Origin of the sequence: Mesorhizobium sp. M1A.T.Ca.IN.004.03.1.1, from assembly GCF_003997555.1 — a bacterium.
In the GTDB taxonomy this organism is placed as follows: Bacteria; Pseudomonadota; Alphaproteobacteria; order Rhizobiales; family Rhizobiaceae; genus Mesorhizobium.
The window spans coordinates 501,074-519,213 of the sequence record NZ_RZTV01000002.1 but is presented as its reverse complement, the minus strand read 5'-3'; the positions used below and the strand labels follow the sequence as shown (position 1 = coordinate 519,213).

The 18,140-nt window shown below is 63.7% G+C and carries 18 protein-coding genes; 12 read left to right on the top strand and 6 right to left on the bottom strand.

Annotated features, from left to right (window positions below):
* Nucleotides 1-88: 88 nt before the first annotated feature.
* Nucleotides 89-1,555, bottom strand: coding sequence for an alpha-glucosidase/alpha-galactosidase (locus tag EOD29_RS08445; protein ID WP_127246428.1), 1,467 nt, complete (start codon nt 1,553-1,555; stop codon nt 89-91).
* Nucleotides 1,556-1,807: 252 nt separating this feature from the next.
* On the opposite strand from EOD29_RS08445, the gene EOD29_RS08440 reads away from it, so the two are divergent.
* Nucleotides 1,808-2,650, top strand: coding sequence for an AraC family transcriptional regulator (locus tag EOD29_RS08440; RefSeq protein ID WP_127246427.1), 843 nt, complete (start codon nt 1,808-1,810; stop codon nt 2,648-2,650).
* A 12-nt stretch (nt 2,651-2,662) separates the two neighbouring features.
* Here EOD29_RS08440 and EOD29_RS08435 read toward each other — a convergent pair whose 3' ends face one another.
* On the bottom strand, nt 2,663-3,793 hold the full coding sequence (locus EOD29_RS08435; protein WP_245475300.1) for a glycoside hydrolase family 25 protein: 1,131 nt from the start codon (nt 3,791-3,793) through the stop codon (nt 2,663-2,665).
* Nucleotides 3,794-4,073: 280 nt separating this feature from the next.
* Here EOD29_RS08435 and EOD29_RS08430 point away from each other — a divergent pair, with 280 nt between their 5' ends.
* Together EOD29_RS08430 and EOD29_RS08425 are read left to right on the top strand one after the other, a co-directional pair.
* A complete protein-coding gene (locus tag EOD29_RS08430; protein ID WP_127246425.1) occupies nt 4,074-5,840 on the top strand; it encodes an acyl-CoA dehydrogenase in 1,767 nt (588 codons plus the stop codon).
* Between the two features lie 27 nt (nt 5,841-5,867).
* Nucleotides 5,868-6,620 (top strand): crotonase/enoyl-CoA hydratase family protein, encoded by a 753-nt coding sequence (locus tag EOD29_RS08425; protein ID WP_127246424.1) that lies wholly within the window; start codon nt 5,868-5,870, stop codon nt 6,618-6,620.
* 22 nt (nt 6,621-6,642) lie between these two features.
* Here the strand turns inward: EOD29_RS08425 and pdxH are convergent, their stop codons facing one another.
* Nucleotides 6,643-7,260, bottom strand: a complete 618-nt coding sequence (pdxH, locus tag EOD29_RS08420; protein ID WP_095800897.1) for a pyridoxamine 5'-phosphate oxidase — start codon at nt 7,258-7,260, stop codon at nt 6,643-6,645.
* 40 nt (nt 7,261-7,300) lie between these two features.
* On the opposite strand from pdxH, the gene EOD29_RS08415 reads away from it, so the two are divergent.
* From EOD29_RS08415 to EOD29_RS08400, 4 genes are all read left to right on the top strand, one after another.
* Nucleotides 7,301-7,765 (top strand): RT0821/Lpp0805 family surface protein, encoded by a 465-nt coding sequence (locus tag EOD29_RS08415; protein ID WP_067327836.1) that lies wholly within the window; start codon nt 7,301-7,303, stop codon nt 7,763-7,765.
* A gap of 99 nt (nt 7,766-7,864) precedes the next feature.
* A complete protein-coding gene (locus EOD29_RS08410; RefSeq protein ID WP_127246423.1) occupies nt 7,865-8,791 on the top strand; it encodes a DnaJ C-terminal domain-containing protein in 927 nt (308 codons plus the stop codon).
* A 107-nt stretch (nt 8,792-8,898) separates the two neighbouring features.
* Nucleotides 8,899-9,717, top strand: a complete 819-nt coding sequence (gene fabI, locus EOD29_RS08405; protein ID WP_059186698.1) for an enoyl-ACP reductase FabI — start codon at nt 8,899-8,901, stop codon at nt 9,715-9,717.
* Between the two features lie 51 nt (nt 9,718-9,768).
* On the top strand, nt 9,769-10,356 hold the full coding sequence (locus tag EOD29_RS08400) for a histidine phosphatase family protein (protein ID WP_095800309.1): 588 nt from the start codon (nt 9,769-9,771) through the stop codon (nt 10,354-10,356).
* Nucleotides 10,357-10,562: 206 nt separating this feature from the next.
* Here EOD29_RS08400 and EOD29_RS08395 read toward each other — a convergent pair whose 3' ends face one another.
* Complete coding sequence (locus EOD29_RS08395) at nt 10,563-10,823, bottom strand: DUF1344 domain-containing protein (protein ID WP_127246422.1); 261 nt, start codon at nt 10,821-10,823, stop codon at nt 10,563-10,565.
* Between the two features lie 212 nt (nt 10,824-11,035).
* Here EOD29_RS08395 and aroC point away from each other — a divergent pair, with 212 nt between their 5' ends.
* The 3 genes from aroC to EOD29_RS08380 all read left to right on the top strand — a co-directional run bounded on the left by aroC (nt 11,036) and on the right by EOD29_RS08380 (nt 13,915).
* Entirely contained in the window at nt 11,036-12,145 is a 1,110-nt protein-coding gene (gene aroC, locus EOD29_RS08390; RefSeq protein ID WP_127246421.1) for a chorismate synthase, read from the top strand.
* 101 nt (nt 12,146-12,246) lie between these two features.
* Complete coding sequence (ribB, locus tag EOD29_RS08385; RefSeq protein ID WP_067327840.1) at nt 12,247-13,347, top strand: 3,4-dihydroxy-2-butanone-4-phosphate synthase; 1,101 nt, start codon at nt 12,247-12,249, stop codon at nt 13,345-13,347.
* A gap of 31 nt (nt 13,348-13,378) precedes the next feature.
* Nucleotides 13,379-13,915 (top strand): GNAT family N-acetyltransferase, encoded by a 537-nt coding sequence (locus EOD29_RS08380; protein WP_095800306.1) that lies wholly within the window; start codon nt 13,379-13,381, stop codon nt 13,913-13,915.
* A gap of 25 nt (nt 13,916-13,940) precedes the next feature.
* Here the strand turns inward: EOD29_RS08380 and EOD29_RS08375 are convergent, their stop codons facing one another.
* Nucleotides 13,941-15,164 (bottom strand): MFS transporter, encoded by a 1,224-nt coding sequence (locus EOD29_RS08375; RefSeq protein ID WP_095800305.1) that lies wholly within the window; start codon nt 15,162-15,164, stop codon nt 13,941-13,943.
* 121 nt (nt 15,165-15,285) lie between these two features.
* On the opposite strand from EOD29_RS08375, the gene EOD29_RS08370 reads away from it, so the two are divergent.
* Nucleotides 15,286-15,876 (top strand): TetR/AcrR family transcriptional regulator, encoded by a 591-nt coding sequence (locus EOD29_RS08370; RefSeq protein ID WP_066998060.1) that lies wholly within the window; start codon nt 15,286-15,288, stop codon nt 15,874-15,876.
* Between the two features lie 144 nt (nt 15,877-16,020).
* A complete protein-coding gene (locus EOD29_RS08365; protein ID WP_095777995.1) occupies nt 16,021-17,001 on the top strand; it encodes a hypothetical protein in 981 nt (326 codons plus the stop codon).
* Between the two features lie 242 nt (nt 17,002-17,243).
* Here the strand turns inward: EOD29_RS08365 and EOD29_RS08360 are convergent, their stop codons facing one another.
* Nucleotides 17,244-18,098: a D-amino-acid transaminase gene (locus EOD29_RS08360; protein WP_127246420.1), complete on the bottom strand. Its 855-nt coding sequence runs from the start codon at nt 18,096-18,098 to the stop codon at nt 17,244-17,246.
* Nucleotides 18,099-18,140 lie beyond the last annotated feature (42 nt).

The window sequence follows — 18,140 nt, the reverse complement described above, 5'->3', positions numbered from 1 at the left end:
AACGTCTGCTGCTTGCCCGCCGCTTGATCTTTATTTTGGGGGCCGTTTTCGGCTGATCTGCCTCCTGCAGGTCCGCCTGCCCGAAATCTCAGCCGGCCTGTTTCAGTCCCGCCTTTTCGGCGCGCAGTTCCTCGATCGAGCGCACGTTGCGCCGCGCCGCGCCCGCCCATTCGCGGGTCTTGACCTTCGACTTCGCAAGCCGCTCCTTTGCCGCCGGCACAGCATCGGCATATTGCGGCAGCCAGGCGGCCTGGGCGACGACCATCTCGTCCACCATCTGCCAGACCTCCTCCGGCGTCGACACCGCGCCGACCAGCGGATCGTGCAGCATGGCGAGCTTCAAGAGATCGATGTCGCCGGCGATCGCGGCATGCACCGACATGCGCTGGACGTTGATCGATGACATGCACGTGGCGGCGCATGCCTCCGGCAGTGTGATGCCGGCGGCCATGTTGATGCCGAAGCGATCGACGAAGCCGGGCGACTCGATGATGGCGTCCTGCGGCAGGTTGGTGATCACGCCGTTGTTCTTGACGTTGAAATGGCCGCGGTAGACGCGGTTTGTTTCCAGCGCCTCGAGGATGTGGCTGGCATGCTCGTTGGAGCGTTTGGCCGGGTCGATCGGCTTCGAAGCCGCTTCGAGGAACTGCGGATACTCGGTCTCGAACCAATTGCGGGTCTCGGTCGAGTAGCGCAGATAGCCGCCGGTCTCGCCATGGATCCAGTCCGACATGTCGATCCAGCGTGTGATCTCGTCGGGGCGTTTGCGGTACCACGGCAGGTATTCGGACAGATGCCCGTTGCTTTCGGTCGAATAGACGCCGAAGCGCTTCAGCACGTCGATGCGCAGCTTCTCCTGCTTCGAATAGACCGGGTGCGCTTCGAAGGCGGCGACCAACTCGTCCTTGCCGATCGCGCGGCCGTTCAGTCTGAGCTCGATGAACCAGGTTTGGTGGTTGATGCCGGAGCAGACATAGTCGAGCTCCCTGGGCGATTTCGCGCCGAGCACCTCGGCGATCTGTTCGGCGCCGTGCTGCACGCCGTGGCAGAGCCCGACCGTGTCAACCTTGCCGTATTCGATCGCGGCCCAGGTGTTCATCGCCATCGGGTTGGCGTAGTTCAGGAACTTGGCGTCGGTCTCGGCTACCTCGCGGATGTCCTTGCAGAAGTCGAGGATCACCGGGATGTTGCGCTGGCCGTAGAGGATGCCGCCGGCGCAGATCGTGTCGCCGACGCATTGGTCGATGCCGTATTTCAGCGGGATGCGGATGTCGTCGGCATAGGCTTCGAGGCCGCCGACGCGCACGCAGCTGATGATGTAGCGCGCGCCTTCCAGCGCCTTGCGGCGGTCGGTCGTCGCCGTCACTTTGGTCGGCAGCCCGTTTGCTTCCACGATCCGATCGAGGATCGCCTGGATCATCCCGAGATTGTGCTCGCTGATGTCGGTCAGCGCGAATTCGATGTCCTTGAATTCGGGCACGCAGAGAATGTCGGTGAACAGCTTCTTGGTGAAGCCGACGCTGCCGGCGCCAATAATAGCGATTTTGAAGCTCATCACCTTCACCTCGATCCAATCGAATGTTAGGCAAGGAGCAGCAAGGGAGGGTATGGCCGCGCGCCGGCAGGCGCGCTCGCCATGTGGAGCCGGAAATCCAGCTCTTTCTCCTCCCGCCCGCTCCTCCGACCGCGGGTCTTTCCCGTTCTTGAGTGAGCCGGATTATGCGCTTATTCGCCAGCGCGGCCAGAGAAGGATTATGCTTTCGAGGGTAATTTTGTGCTGCAGGATCTGATCGCCAATGGAAAGCTAATGCGCACGATTTCGCTGCCGCGCGGGCGCCAGCGCCTGCACGCCATGCCGACCAGCACCGGCTACGAGGTGCGCGAGGACGAGACTTACGACTGGGACGGGCGAAAGCGCGGCCAGACCCCGTTTACCGTGCTCCAGCATACGATCAGCGGCACCGGGCAATTGCGCTACGAAAGCCGCAATTACCGCCTGCAGGCGAGCGATACGCTGTTGGTGCTGGTGCCGCACAACCATCGCTACTGGCTGGCCAAGGGCGACCGCTGGGAATATTTCTGGATCTCGATGAACGGCGAGGAGGCGCTGCGCGTCCACAAGTCGATCCTCAGCGTCTCAGGTCCCGTGTTCCGGCTGCAGCCGGCGACCATCGATCACCTTGCCGATTGCAGCCTGCGCCTGATCAAGGGCGCCGCCTCGCCGGGCGCGGCCTCGGCGATCGCCTATGAGGCGGCGATGGCGCTTTACGACGATGTCTTCGGCTCGCACGCCTTCGCCGAAAAGCAGAGCGCCATGCAGCCAGTCATCGATCACATAAGCGCCAATCTCGACAAGCCGCTGCCGGTGGCGGAACTGGTCGAAATCAGCGGCCTCAGCCGCGCCCATTTCTCGCGCTGCTTCGCCGAGAGCGAAGGATTGCCGCCGGCCGAATTCGTCCTGCAGCAGCGGCTACATCGCGCCGCCAAGCTGCTGACCAAGACCGATTTCCTGCCGGTCAAGGAAGTCGCTGTTCTGTGCGGTTTCGACGACCCCAACTATTTTTCCAAGGTGTTTCGCCGCTGCTACGGCATCACGCCCACACAGTTCCGCACCACCGGCATGTATGCCAGCCTGGGCAATCATCGTTGACGCTGCCGTTGACTACTGCCTGCGGTGGTCGAGCGTCGTCGATGCGGTGCTGACCGGATCGGCGGCCGCGAAGGCGGCGTCGAGCTGTTCGGGCGTGCGCTGTCCGGCTCGTTTCCAGGCGACATATTGCACGATGCCGAAGCTCGGGCGCTGCGGCACGGTCTTGACCACCGGCATTCGGAATCCGTCGCGGAATTTCTCCCAGCGCGCGCCGAGCACCGCGACCATTTCCTCGATGGTCGGCGGCGTCGCCACATCGGCATAGGTGATGGTGACCTTGCCGGCGAGGCCCGCTTCGCGCGGGATCGGCACCGGGATCGAGGCGAGGTAATCCGCCGGCACGTCGATCAGGCCGCCAAAGGCCCATTGCTGGCGCAACTCATCGGCTTTCATCGGCGCGACGCTGACGTCGATGTCGTTGGGCGTGCCCGGCACGCGATAGGGGCAGCTGAAGCGGCCGCAATTCGCCTTTGCCGCGAACTGCCAGAGCGCGTAACGCTGCCAGTTGCCCATCGGGAAATGCACGTCGATGTCCGGCTTGTAGCGCGCATACCAGAGCGGCAGCCACGACAACAGCCGGTAGGTGTAACGGTTGTCGGCGATGTACTGGGCGGTCTTGCCGTTCGAGTAGAGCACCGGGAAGCGACCGAGGCGGCGATGCACCTGGCGCACGAATTCTTCCGCGTCCTCGAGCGACATCCATTGCGCGGGATCGATGCCCTCGATGTCGAGGGCAATGAGATCGTCCGGCGCCGGCTCGGCGAAATCGATGAAATTGTTGGCCTGCTCGACCGGATTGCCGGGGCGGGCGAGGTGATAGGCGCCCCATTTCAGGCCGAGCGCCTTCGCCACCACCTTGCGTGTCTGGAAAAGCTCGCGCGTCACCGCATGGCGCTTCCACAGCGCCTTGCAGAGCTTCACCTCAGTTTCGTCGCCGAAGCAGAGATAGGGCGGCGGCAGCCCGTCGGACGCCTTGTTGATGAAGCCGACGATGCGTTTGTCGGTGGCAAGCTCAGCCCAGTCGATGGAGTTATATTCGTAGGCGTCGATCACCAGCGCGCGGTCGGCATTCTTCCACGGCTCGGAGAAATCCGAGGCCTTTGCCGCCGTGCCCAGCGCAACCGCAGCCGCGAGAAGCGCCAGGCGGCGAAGAGGGCGCGCCGGCTTTTTCAATCAGAGTGTCCCCACTGACCAGAGGACGATCCTGAACCGCTATGGTTAAGGAAGTGCTGTCAAACCGCGAGGTGTTCAGCGCCGGAACAGCGACTGAACCTCTCCGGCCGTGGACGACGAAGTCTACGCTTGCAAAATCCGCGTGTTTGACGTTTACGTAAAAAGAAGGACGCAGGCCAACCCCAAGTATGGATGGCCTCGCTTCGGCTACGCGACTACGGTTGGCCGCACTGGAGGAGAAGTAGGCACAATGTATCGCGCACCGGTCGAGGACATCGCCTTCACGCTGAAGCAGGTGGCCGGCCTGAAGCCGGCGCTGGATGCCGGCACCTTCGGCGATCTGGGCGAGGACCTTGTCGACGCGATCCTGGCCGAGGCCGGGCGCTTCGCCAGCGAGGAGGTTGCGCCGCTCTACAAGATCGGCGACGAGCATGGCGCGGTGTTGAAGGGCGCTTCCGTCACCACACCGCCCGGCTGGAAGGAGCTTTACCGGCGCTGGATCGAAGGCGGCTGGAACGCGCTGTCCGGGCCGGCCGAATATGGCGGCCAGGGCTTGCCGACCATGCTAGCCGTCGCCGCGCTCGAAATGTGGAACTCCGCCGCCATGGCCTTCGGCATCGGCCCGACACTCACCATGGGCGCGGTCGAGGCGCTCGACAAGCACGCCTCCGAGGCGCTCAAGGCCAAATACCTCGCCAAGCTCGTCTCGGGCGAGTGGATGGGCACGATGGACCTGACCGAGCCGCAGGCGGGCTCGGACCTCGGCGCTCTGCGCACCCGTGCCGAGCCTGCCGGCGACGGCACCTACCGCATCTTCGGCCAGAAGATGTTCATCACCTATGGCGAGCACGATTTCACCGACAACATCGTGCATCTGGTGCTGGCTAGGCTGCCCGACGCGCCCGCCGGCACGCGCGGCATCTCGCTCTTCCTGGTGCCGAAGTTCCTGGTCGATGACGATGGCTCGCTCGGCGCCCGCAACGACGTCTTCTGTTCCAGCCTCGAGCACAAGCTCGGCATCCACGCTTCGCCGACCTGCACCATGATCTATGGCGACGGTTTTGCGGGCATGACGCCCGGCGCCATCGGCTGGCTGGTCGGCGAGGAGAACAAGGGGTTGGCCTGCATGTTCACGATGATGAACAACGCTCGTCTCGCGGTGGGCATGCAGGGCGTTGCAGTGGCCGAAACTGCCACGCAGAAGGCGATCGCCTATGCCAATGAGCGCCGGCAGGGCAAGGCATCTGATTATTCAGGGTCCGGCATGGCGCCGATCGTCCATCACCCGGACGTGCAGCGCAATCTTCTCACAATGCAGGCGCTGACGCAGATCGCGCGTGCTATCGCCTATTCCTGCGCGCACGCCATCGACCGTGCCCGTGTCGCCGAGGGCGAGGCCGCCGCTAACTGGCGCGACCGCGCCAATCTCTTGACGCCGCTGGCAAAAGCCTTTTCGACCGATGTCGGCGTCGAGGTCGCTTCGCTGGGGATCCAGGTGCATGGCGGCATGGGCTTCATCGAGGAGACGGGCGCGGCGGCGCTCTATCGCGACGCCCGCATCGCGCCGATCTATGAAGGCACCAACGGCATCCAGGCGATCGACCTCGTCTCGCGAAAACTGCCGCTCGGCGGCGGCGCGCACGTGCATCGCTATATCGGCGAATTGAAAGCGATGGCCGATGCGGTGCGCACCTCCAACATCGAAGGTTTTGGCCGCACCGCCGACAATCTCGATCGCGCGCTTGCCGATCTCGACGAGGCAACGCGCTTCTTGCAAAGGCTGTTGGCCGACGGCAAGGCCGATGCCGCGATGGCCGGCGCCACGCCCTATCTGCGCCTAATCTCGCTCGCCGCCGGCGGCGCTTATTTGGCGCAAGGCGGCCTAGCCGACCGCGGCCGCGTCGCGCTTTGCCGCTTCTTTGCCGAGAACCTCCTAGGCGAGACGCGCGCGCTCAAGGAGCGCGTCATCGACGGCGCCGAAAGCCTCGCCGCCGCCGGCAAGGCGCTGATCGCCTGAACAGCCAGTCAGCCGAAGGAACCGATCGTGACCGACCATATCCTCATCGAGCGCTGGGGCGCCGTGCAGATCATCCGTATGAATCGGCCGGACAAGAAGAACGCGCTGACGCGTGCCATGTATGCGAAAATGTCGGCCGCCCTTTCTGAAGGGGATGCCGACCCGACCGTTCGCGTCCATGTCTTTCTCGGGGTGCCCGGTGCCTTTTCTTCCGGCAACGACCTTGCGGACTTCCTGGTGATCGCCACCGGCGGCGAGGGGGGGAATGAGGTGTGGGATTTCCTGATGGCGCTGGCCAAGGCGGAGAAGCCGATGGTCTCGGGTGTCGATGGCATAGCGGTGGGCATCGGCACCACGCTCAATCTGCATTGCGACCTGACCTTCGCCACGCCGCGAACGCTCTTCCGCACGCCCTTCGTCGACCTCGGCCTCGTGCCGGAGGCCGGCTCGAGCCTGCTCGCGCCGCAGGTCCTCGGCCGCCAGGGCGCCTTCGCGCTGCTCGGTCTCGGCGAAGGCTTTTCGGCTGAGCGCGCCAAGGCCGCCGGCCTGATCTACGACATGGTCGCGGAAGACGCCCTGGAAGGCGCGGTGCTGGCTGCGGCGGCCGAGATCGCCGCCAAGCCGCCGCAGGCGCTTAAGATTGCCCGCGATCTGATGCGTGAGCCGCGCGAGGAACTCGTCGCCCGCATCAAGCTAGAGAGCGAGCATTTCCGCGAGCGGCTGAAGTCCGACGAGGCGCGCGCCGCGTTGACCGCCTTCATGACCCGCAAGAAAGGCTGAAAAATCTCCGCTCTCGGCGACATCAGGGGTAAAGCCGCGTCTTGTCCCAGCCGCCGCCGTCGTTTCTCGAGAACACGATGCGGTCATGCAGCCGGAACGGGCGGTCGTGCCAGAACTCGATCGTCTCCGGCAGGATGCGGAAGCCCGACCAGTGTTTCGGCCGCGGGATTTCGCCAATCGCATAGCGCGCCGTGTATTCGGCCACCGCCTTCTCCAGCGCGAAGCGGCTTTCCAGCGGCCGCGACTGTTTCGAGGCCCAGGCGCCGATGCGGCTGCCGCGCGGCCGCGTCGCATAATAGGCGTCGGCCTCGGCGTCGCTGACGATCTCCACCGGCCCGCGCACGCGCACCTGGCGGCGCAGCGATTTCCAGTGGAAGCACATCGCCGCCTTCATGCTGCCAAGAATCTCGCGGCCCTTGGCGCTCTCGAAATTCGTGTAGAAGACAAATCCCCTTTCGTCGAACCCCTTGAGCAGCACCATCCGCACATCCGGCATGCCGTCGGCGTCGACGGTTGCCAACGCAACGCCGTTGGGGTCGTTGATCTCGCTCTTGACGGCGTCGTCCAGCCACTCGGCAAACAGCCGGAACGGCTCCAAAGCCTCGGCGAAGTCACCGCTTGTTAACTCGCTTTCGTTCATAGTTTTCCAAATTTTTAACGTTGCGGGAGGAGTTCGCCGATTGTCGCGTATCGCGCAAGCTTTTGACAGCGGGCAATGGAGCGTTATTGCTTCGGCCAGCGCCAAGGCTGCGTTGCTGACATTGGCGCTTCCGCTCGCGGCCTGTGGCGCCGGCGGCTTCAGCCTCGAGAAGGCGGAGGTTGACCGCTCGATCATCACCTCCAGCGCGCCGTCCGCGCCCGCCGTGCCGGCAAGCAGCGACAACGACTCGGACCAGACCACGATCGGCAATGCGGTGTCTTCCGCCGACATCCAGGAGCTCGGCGGCCAGGCGGTGCCATGGGCCAATGCCGGCACCGGCTCCCGCGGCTCGATCACCGAGCTGGTGGAACTCAAGGATGGCGGCTTGACCTGCCGCCGCTTCAACGCGACGCGGGAAAGTTTCGACGGCGTCGCCATGTATCAGGGCGAGCTGTGCATTGCCGACGCCGGAGGCTGGCGCATGCAGGAGTTCAAGGCGCTCTAATTTCAGTCTCCATTGGCATCTTGCACCACTGGAATTTCTTCCTATGCGAGCGCATATAGAGGGCAACTGTGGACCCAATCTCTCTTTCAGGCAGGAAGCATGCGCGACCCCTATGAGGTGCTGGGCGTTGCCAAGAACGCCTCGGCCAAGGAAATAAAATCGGCGTACCGCAAGCTCGCCAAGCAGCATCATCCGGACCAGAATCCGAATGATCCGAAGGCGAAAGAGCGTTTTGCGGCCGCCAACCAGGCCTATGAGATCGTCGGCGACGAGAAGCGCCGCGCAGCTTACGATCGCGGCGAGATCGACGCCGACGGCAAGCCGAGATTCCAGGGCTTCGAGGGCGCGGCCGGTGGCGATCCGTTTGCCGGATTCCGCCGTCAGCAGGGCCCCGGCGGGGCGCATTTCGAATTCCGCACCGGTCGTCCGGGCGGCGATCCTTTCGACGGCAACAGCGACATCTTCAGCCAGATCTTCGGCGAGGCCTTTTCGGGTGGGCGCGGTCCAGGCCGTGGCGACCGTCGCCAGCCGGTCCAGGCGCCTGACCTCAATGTCACGCTGGACATCACCGTCGAAGAGGCCGCCACCGCGGAGAAGGTGACGGCGATGTTCCCTGACGGCCGCAAGATGGCGGTCAAGCTTCCCACCTATGTCGAGGAGGGCCAGACCATCCGCCTGAAGGGTCAGGGCGAGCAGGGGCCCGGCCAGCCGGGCGACGCGCTGGTCAAGATCCACATTCGCCGCCATCCGCGCTATCGCATCGAGGGCCGCGACCTGCATGTCGACCTGCCTATCGAACTCGCCGACGCGGTGCTCGGCGCCAAGGTGGCCGTCGAGACGCCGACCGGCAAGCTCGCGGTCAACGTTCCCGCATGGTCGAGCTCGGACAAGGTGTTGCGCCTGAAGGGCAGGGGCCTGCCGGACAAAGTAGGTGGCCATGGCGATCTCTACGCCCATGTGCGGCTGATGCTGCCGGAGGGTGGAGACGCCGATCTCGAAGCCCTGATGCGCAAGCGGAAAGGCTGATCGAAGCGGTTTTCTCCTCAAGCCAGTCTGTTTTCGACGCTTGAAGGGGCCCTGTGCCTGTGCGATAGGGCTCCACAAAGCAGACATTCTTGCGGAGAATTGCGCACATGGCGGGTGGACAGGGCCTGATGGCCGGTAAGCGAGGCCTCATCCTTGGCGTCGCAAACAATCGGTCGATCGCTTTCGGCATCGCCAAGGCTTGCGTCGATCACGGCGCCGAAATTGCGCTGACCTATCAGGGCGAGGCGTTCAAGAAGCGCGTCGAGCCGCTGGCGGCGGAACTCAACGCGCATGTCGCCGGCCATTGCGACGTGACCGATCCGGAAAGCCTGGACGCAGTCTTTGCCGACATCGCCAAGCACTGGGGCAAGCTCGACTTCCTCGTCCATGCCATCGCCTTCTCGGACAAGGACGAGCTGACCGGCCGTTATGTCGAGACGACGCGCGATAATTTCCTGCGCACCATGGATATTTCGGTGTTTTCCTTCACCACCATCGCCAAGCGCGCCGAGCCGCTGATGAGCGAAGGCGGCTCGCTGCTGACGCTGACCTATTACGGCGCCGAGAAGGTTATGCCTCACTACAACGTCATGGGCGTCGCCAAGGCGGCGCTCGAGGCCAGCGTGCGCTATCTCGCCGTCGACCTCGGCGCCAAGAAGATCCGCGTCAACGCCATCTCGGCCGGCCCGATCAAGACCCTTGCCGCCTCCGGCATCGGCGACTTCCGCTACATCCTCAAATGGAACGAGTACAACGCGCCGCTCAAGCAGACGGTGACGCAGGAAGAAGTCGGCGATTCCGGCGTCTACTTCCTGTCGGACCTGTCGCGCGGCGTGACCGGCGAGGTCCATCACGTCGATTCCGGCTACCATGTGGTCGGCATGAAGGCGGTCGACGCGCCCGACATCTCGACCGTCAAGGACTAGTTCTCTCCGCCTGTCTATCGTCCAGGCCCTGGCCCGACCTCCGGAGACCTGATGTATCCGCTCGTCTACATCGCGCGCCACGGCCAGACGCAGTGGAACGCCGAGGGTCGGCTGCAAGGCCAGGCGGATACCGATATCAACGAACTTGGCCGCGAGCAGGCGACGCAAAACGGCCGACGGTTGGCGGACCTTATCGGAAACGCCGCGGATTTCGATTTTGTCGCCAGCCCGATGCGCCGCACGCGCGAGACGATGGAACTGATGCGCGCGGCGATGGGTCTCGACCCGCTCGCCTATCGCACCGATCCGCGCTTGGTGGAGCTAAGCTTCGGCGACTGGCAGGGTTTCACCTTTGCCGAACTCGAAAAGCGTGTCCCGGGTTCGACCAAAAGCCGCCGCGCCGCGAAGTGGGATTTCCAGCCGCCCGGCGAGGGCGCCGAAAGCTACGAGATGCTGCTCGAGCGGATAAAACCCTGGTTCGACGCGCTTCGCCAGCCGACCGTCTGCGTCACCCATGGCGGGATCATGCGCTGCTTCTTCCGCTTCGTCACCGGCATTTCCAAGCAGGAAGCCGCCAGCCTCGACGTACCGCAGGACCGCCTGCTACGGCTCGAGGGCCGCACCCTGGAGTGGCTGTAGGGCCTGCGTTTCAGGCCGTGTGTTGGAGGTCGGCCGAAGGCCTCGAACGTCGCCATCCGGGAATCTGCGTTTGCGTCGCTGCGCCCCTTGCTTCGCTCCAGGATGCCGAAGCGTTCGGCGCTCGGACATTGGCAAAGGTGTCCTCTACCAACGTACTGCTACCAACGTACTGCGCCGTCCGCCAAGACCTCGCGGCGCGGATGATTCTAGTCGCTGTCCGGCGGCAGCTGCATATCGGTCACGACATTCTCGCCATTGGTCACGTCGTAGGCGAGGACGATATCCATGCCGGGCTTCAGCGCGTCGAGATCGGTTTCGGCGTTGAGCTTGTAGGACTTTCCGTCGTCCAGCGTCAGCGTCAGCGTGTCCTTGTCGACCTTCTTGATCAAGCCTTCGGTCTGGCCGGCGAACGCGGCAGCGGTGGAAATGAGCAACATGGCGCAGGCGGCGCCAACCAGGGTACGCATCGTCGTCCTCTTTGGTCATTGCGCCGGCATGAGCAACGGCGGATCCTCAACGGCGGATGGAAGAGAGCAGAAACCAACCGAATGTGTCAAAACTAAATCCTCCAGATCACAGATTGATGCATCCGATCACCGTTTGACCGCTGTGGAAAACGCCAATAGAAGGCACGCTTGAACCGGCGAACCGGGTCCGCGCCGGGCAGGGCGTTTTTTCCATGTCTCACAACACCTTCGGCCATCTTTTCCGCGTCACCACCTGGGGTGAAAGCCATGGCGCCGCTCTTGGCTGCGTTGTCGACGGCTGCCCGCCCGGGATCCGCTTCAAGCGCGAGGACATCCAGGCCGAGCTCGACCGGCGCCGCCCGGGCCAGTCGCGCTTCGTCACCCAGCGCCGCGAGCCGGACGAGGTCAAGATCCTCTCCGGCTTCATCCTCGGCGAGGACGGCGAGACGATGATCACCACCGGCACGCCGATCTCGATGCTGATCGAAAATGTGGATCAGCGCTCCAAGGACTACGGCGAGATCGCGCGCCAGTACCGGCCGGGCCATGCCGATTACACCTATGAGATCAAATATGGGTTGCGCGACCATCGCGGCGGCGGCCGCTCCTCGGCGCGCGAGACGGCAGCCAGAGTGGCGGCCGGCGCACTGGCACGCAAGGTGGTGCCGGGCATGGTGGTGCGCGGCGCGCTGGTCTCGATGGGTGAAAAGTCAATCGATCGCGCCAATTGGAACTGGAATTTCATCGGCGATGCGGAAAACCCGTTTTTCACCCCCGACCCGGCCTCGGTTCCGGTCTTTGCCGCCTATCTCGACGGCATTCGCAAGGCCGGCTCGTCGGTCGGCGCGGTGATCGAGATCGTCGCCGAAGGTGTGCCGGCGGGCCTCGGCGCGCCGATCTATGCCAAGCTCGACCAGGACATCGCCTCCGGCCTGATGTCGATCAACGCCGTCAAGGGCGTCGAGATCGGCAACGGCTTCGAAGCCGCCCGCATCACCGGCGAACAGAATGCCGACGAGATGCGGATCGGCAATGACGGCAAGCCGGTGTTTTTGTCCAACAATGCCGGCGGCATCCTCGGCGGCATCTCGACCGGCCAGGCGATCGTCGCCCGCTTCGCCGTCAAGCCGACCTCCTCGATCCTGACGCCGCGGAAATCGATCGACAAGGATGGCAAGGACGTCGAGGTCATGACCAAGGGCCGCCACGATCCTTGCGTCGGCATCCGCGCGGTGCCGATCGGCGAGGCCATGGTTGCCTGCGCGATTGCGGATCATTATCTGCGCCATAGAGGACAGACGGGAAGGGGAGGAGGGCAGTAAGGCAGCAGGAGAGTATGTTACGTCGCATTCGGCGACGCCAAACTTTTTCCGTTCCCCTACTCCCTTACCGCCCTATTCCCCAAGCGAGCTAGCGAGCGTCCATGCCATACGACCAGAAGAAGATCGTCGAAGCGATCCGCGCTTTCGAGCGCGGCGAGATCGTCGTCGTCATGGACGATGATGGGCGCGAGAACGAGGGCGACCTGATCGTTGCCGCCGTCCACTGCACGCCGGAAAAGATGGCCTTCATCGTCCGCAACACCTCCGGCATCGTCTGCACGCCGATGCTGCGCGAGGACGCAAGGAGGCTAAACCTTGCGCCCATGGTGGCCGACAATGATTCCGCCCACACCACGGCTTTCACCGTCAGCGTCGACTTCAAGCACGGCACCACGACGGGTATTTCGGCGGACGACCGCACGCTCACCGTGCGTAACCTCGCCAATGGCAATGTTGGTGCCTCCGACTTCGTGCGGCCCGGCCACATCTTCCCGCTGATCGCGCGCGAAGGCGGTGTCTTGATGCGCTCGGGCCATACGGAAGCCGCGGTCGACCTGTGCAAACTCGCCGGGCTGCCGCCGATCGGCGTCATCTCCGAACTGGTCAACGACGACGGCACCGTCAAGCGTGGACCTGAGGTGCAGGCTTTCGCCGCGCAGCACGGGCTGAAGCAGGTTTCGGTCGCCGATCTCATCGCCTATCGCCAGCGCAAGGAAACGCTGGTCGAGCGCGTCGCCTGCTCCGACATCGAGACGCCCGGCGGCAAGGCGCAGGTCTTCACCTACACGCTGCCCTGGGATTCCATGCACCATGTCGCGGTCGTCTTCGGCGACATCCGCGACGGCGAGGAGGTGCCGGTGCGGCTGCATTCGGAAGACGTCGTCACCGACGTCTTCGGCACCAGCCACCGCTTGGACCACATCATGAAGGCGATGGGCGAGCGCAAGCGTGGCGTCATCGTCTACCTGCGCGAAGGCTCGGTCGGCGTCGCCCATCAGGAGCGCAAGCGGCCACAAAGCGGCGACCGCGAGGATCACGAAGAGGCGCGCCGGCGCGAGAACGAGTGGCGCGAGATCGGGCTCGGAGCGCAGATCCTCAAGGATCTCGGCATTTCCTCGATCAACCTGATCGCCTCGCGCGAGCGCCACTATGTCGGCCTCGAAGGATTCGGCATTCACATCGCCAAAACGGAAATTCTCTGACGTTTCGGCCGACAGGCGGCGGAGAAAAACGATGGCCGCGCCATTGCCTGTCAGCCAGCAGACCGAACGATTGCTGCTGCGCCGGCCCAAACAGGCGGATCTGGAGTTTCTGGCCGATCTTTTTTCGCGCCCCGAACTGGTGGCGCATCGCCCCGACCCGACGCCGGACACGCCGCAGCAGAGCGCTGCAAGGCTCGCTCGCGACATCGATCATTGGGACAGGCACGGATTTGGTCGCTGGGCGGTCGAAGCCAACGAGAGGCTGATCGGCTTCGGCGGTGTCACCTTATCGAGCGATTTCGATGGGCTGAACCTGTCCTATCATCTTCATCCCGAGACCTGGGGGCATGGCTACGCGACGGAACTGGTCCGGGGGACCTTGCACGCGGCTTTCGGCCCCTTGCGCGCCGATCGGGTGATCGCACTGGCGCGTCCCGCCAATCCGGCATCGCGGCGCGTGCTGGAGAAATGCGGCTTCGTCTTCGAGCGGGAGATCATGCTCCATGGCGCGCCGACGGGGCTTTACGCAGTCCCGGCGGCGAAGTTCGTTCAAAAGCAGGACATATAGCCAGCCAGAGCCGGATGCATCGGTATCATCCAGCCGGAGCAATCGCCGCTTCGCATTCATTCGGGTCGCAGTCCGGCGTCGCCAGCCGACACTGGCCGGCGAGCACGGTGACCAAAGCGACTGAGCCTGCCGCCACCGACACCCAGAACCCGTTCTGCGGTCCAAAAGTGTCGACCATCCAGCCGGCGGCGAAGGAGCCTAGCGCCATGCCGATGCCGATCCCGGTGGTCACCCAGGTCACGCCTTCCGTGAGCATTGCCGGCGGCACGTGGCGTTCGATCAGGCCAAAGGCGGTGATGAAGGTCGGCGAGATGGCAACGCCGCTGACGAAGACGGCTAGCGCCAGGGTCGGCACCGTGTCGGCAAAAAGCAGCGGCAGCGTGGTGAGCGCGATGACGGCGACAGCTATCGCGAGTTGGCGTTGCAGCGGCGTGCGCAAACTGAGCGCGCCGACGATGATGCCGAGCACGAAGGATCCCAGTGCATAGACGCCGATGACGAGGCTGGCTGCTTCGGGCTGGCCCAGCTCTTCAGTAATGGCAACGGTGGTGACTTCCGTGGTTGCGAAGGTCGCGCCGACAAAGATCAGCGCAAAGGTGATGATCTGCACCGGCCGCAGGCGGATCGCCGAACCGGCCGCGCCATCCTCGGCCGGGCGAATGGGCGGTTCCGTCGAACGCTGCAGCAGGAATGCCGCCGAGCCGAAGGCGAGCAGCAAGGTGCTCACCACCATCCCGGCTTCCGGGAATAGCGCGGCGCTCAAGCCCACCGACAGCGATGCCCCAGCGACATAGACCAGCTCGTCCGCGGCCGATTCGAAGGCGAAGGCCGTATTGAGCTCGGGGCGGTCGCGAAAAATCTCGGTCCAGCGCGCCCTGACCAGCGCCGGGATGCTGGGCATTAAGGCGGCAAGCAGCGACGATAGGAACAAGGTCCACACCGGCCAGTGCTGGTTGGCCGCGACGATCAAGGTCGCGAAGGCAAGCGCCGAGACAAGTGTCGTCGGCACGGCAATCCGGCTCTGGCCGAGGCGGTCGACCAGCCGCGAGACCTGCGGCGACAGGAAGGCGTTGACCAAAGCGTATGTGGCCGAGACGGCGCCGGCCAGCCAGTACTCGCCATGCGTTTGTGACAGCATCGCCACAATGCCGATCGGCGCCATGGCGATCGGCAGCCGGGCGATGAAGGCTGCCGCGGCGAAGCTCTTCGTGCCAGGAGCCCGAAAGATTTCCGAATATGGGTTTCGCATGGTCCCGTTCCTCGACAAGGGAAGGCGCCGCAATTACATACGCAGCGTATGAATGTCAGATAGTTCATACGTCGCGTATGTCAATTAGCATACGACGCGTATGTGAATAAGACCAGGAGCCATGCACAAACCCCGCAAGGAGATGATCGCCGAGACGCGCGCCAAGCTGATCGCGGCCGCGCGCCATGCCTTCGGCACGATCGGCTATGCCGAGGCCTCGATGGACGATTTCACCGCTTCGGCGGGTCTGACGCGCGGCGCGCTCTATCATCATTTCGGCGACAAGAAGGGGCTCCTGCAGGCGGTGATCGCCGAGATCGACGCCGAGATGGCGGCGCGGGTGAACGAGGTGGCCTCGCGGGCGCCTACTCGCTGGCAGCATTTCGTCGACGAATGCACCACCTATATCGAGATGGCGCTTGAGCCGGAAATCCAGCGCATCATGTTCAGGGACGGCCCGGCCGTGCTCGGCGATCCGGCTCAGTGGCCCAACGCCAGCGCCTGCACGGCTTCAATGACCGATCACCTGTCAAAGCTGCAGGAGGAGGGCGTCGTCGTTCCCGATCTCGACCCCGAGACCGCAGCGCGGCTCATCAACGGCGCCAGTAGCCAGGCCTCGCAGCGCATCGCCAATGCCAAGGATCCGGAAGCGACGTCGAAGAAGGTTGTGGCGGCGTTCAAGCAGCTGCTGGAAGGCCTGAAAACCAAATAGCATCCGGTCGCGGCGTTCCGGGCAATCACTCGGGTCCGCGCTGCCTCAGACAATTGTCCCCCGCTCAAAATCCCTCCGACATTGACTTTGGCAGGAGCGAGCGCATCCTCTCCCGCCAATTCTCTGAGGCGGAGGGTCGGGGCCATGTGGGACTTCAGCATCGGCCGGTCGGTGTCCATCATGATGCGGACGTGGCCGTTCATCGTCTTTCGCATCATCGTCTATTTCGGCATCACGGTGGCCTACATAACGGCGACCGGCACCGGCGCCAGCGTCGGTTACGGCGTCGGCCACATCTCGACCGATCCGGACGGGCCGATGTCCTTTGCCTTGTGGGGTGGGGTCGTCGGCTTCGGCGTGGTCTCGATCGCCGTCTACTGGATCCGCGAATACATTCTCTATGTGCTCAAGGCAGGCCATATCGCCGTCATGGTCCATCTGATCGACGGGCAGGACGTTCCCGACGGCCAGGGCCAGATCGCCTATGCGCGCGAAGTGGTGACGAAGCGCTTCGCCGAGGCCAACATCCTTTTCGTCGTCGACCAGCTGGTGAAAGGCGCCATCCGCGCCATCACAGGGCTGATCGGCGGCATTGCTGCGTTCCTACCCATTCCAGGCTTAAGCGGTCTGGTGAGCTTCATCAATACCGTCATCCGCCTGTCGCTGACCTATGTCGACGAGATCATCCTCGGCTACAACATCCGCACCAATTCCAACTCGCCTTTCGAGACCGCCAGGCAAGGCGTCGTGCTCTACGCGCAGAACGGCAAGTTGATGGTCAAGAACGCCGTCTGGCTGGCGGTGATCATGTGGGGTGTTTCCTTCGTCATCTTTCTTTTGATGCTGGCGCCCGCCGCCGCGATCCTCTGGGCCATGCCGGGCCAGCTTGCCGGCTGGGCCTTCGTGTTGGCCATCGTCTTCGCCTGGGCCTTCAAGGCGGCTTTCATCGAGCCCTTCGCCATCGCTTCGCTGATGCAGGTCTACTTCGCCACCATCGAGGGCCAGGTCCCCAATCCGGAATGGGACCGGCGCCTGGCCGAAGCCTCGTCCAAGTTCAGGGAGCTGCGCGACAAGGCGCTCAGCCCCTTCGGCGGCTCGCGCTGGGATTCGCCAAGGACCGCTTGACTAGAGTCAGAGAAGATGCCTCGCCAATGGAAGGATCGCCGACAGCATCTGGCGCGAACGCCAGTCTAGCAGCGGCCTTGTCAAGCTACTTGGGCGCCGCGAGTGCTCGGGCGAGCTATTCACGTGCAGGGCTGGCGTCAGGAGTGCTTGAGTTAGCGCGGTCTATATGCGCCCTGAGTAACGCCACCGGCAGGTTGCGTATCGAGGTTTGACGCCGCAGAGAACACCGTCGACGATCAACGCTAGATCGCCGATGCTCGGCTTCTATCGAGATAAATTTGTCGCAACCGCCGGGTGACTACGCCCGGCAGCCCGTTGCCGATCGGCGCACCATCCATCCTGACCACCGGGTTCACCAGCCCGGATGATGACGTTGAAAACGCCTCCGTCGCAAGTCTGGTCTCTACTACTGTGAATGGGCGCTCCTCCACCCGCAGATGAAGTTCACTTGCGCACTGCAGAACGACTGCCCGGGTAATCCCGTGCAGGATATCGCTCGAGAGATCCCGCGTGACGATCGTCCCATCCGAAGTCACGATATGGGCGTTGTTGGAAGAGCCTTCCGTGACGTAACCATCCCTCACTAGCCATGCGTCATCGGCGCCGCGTGATTTCGCCTGCATTTTGGCCATGGAGGGATACAGGAGTTGCACCGTTTTGATGTCGCAGCGCCGCCACCGGAGATCTTCCACGGTTATGACGTGCTGGCCGCGTATGGCGACCGGATTTTCGACAAATGCCTTCTTTTGTGTGAAGAGCACCACGGTGTTGGGCGTATCCCGAGTAGGAAATATGAAATCGCGGTCGGCCGCGCCCCGGGTGATCTGCAAATAGACAAGTCCCTCGGATACATTGTTCCGTCCAATGAGCTCCCTGTGGATCTTCAAAAGATCTGCTTCGGTCAGGGAGAACGGCATATCGAGCTCACGGAGCGATCGCCGCAGGCGCGCCATGTGACTGGCAAAATCGACGAGCTTGCCATCAAGAACGAGCGTGACCTCATAGACTCCGTCGGCGAACAGGAAGCCCCGATCGAAGACCGAGATACGGGCCTCGCTTTCCGGTAGATAGGATCCACTCACGTAGACTTGGCGCATTGATCGACCTCAAAAATGCAGACCACGCTCACCGCCTTGAGC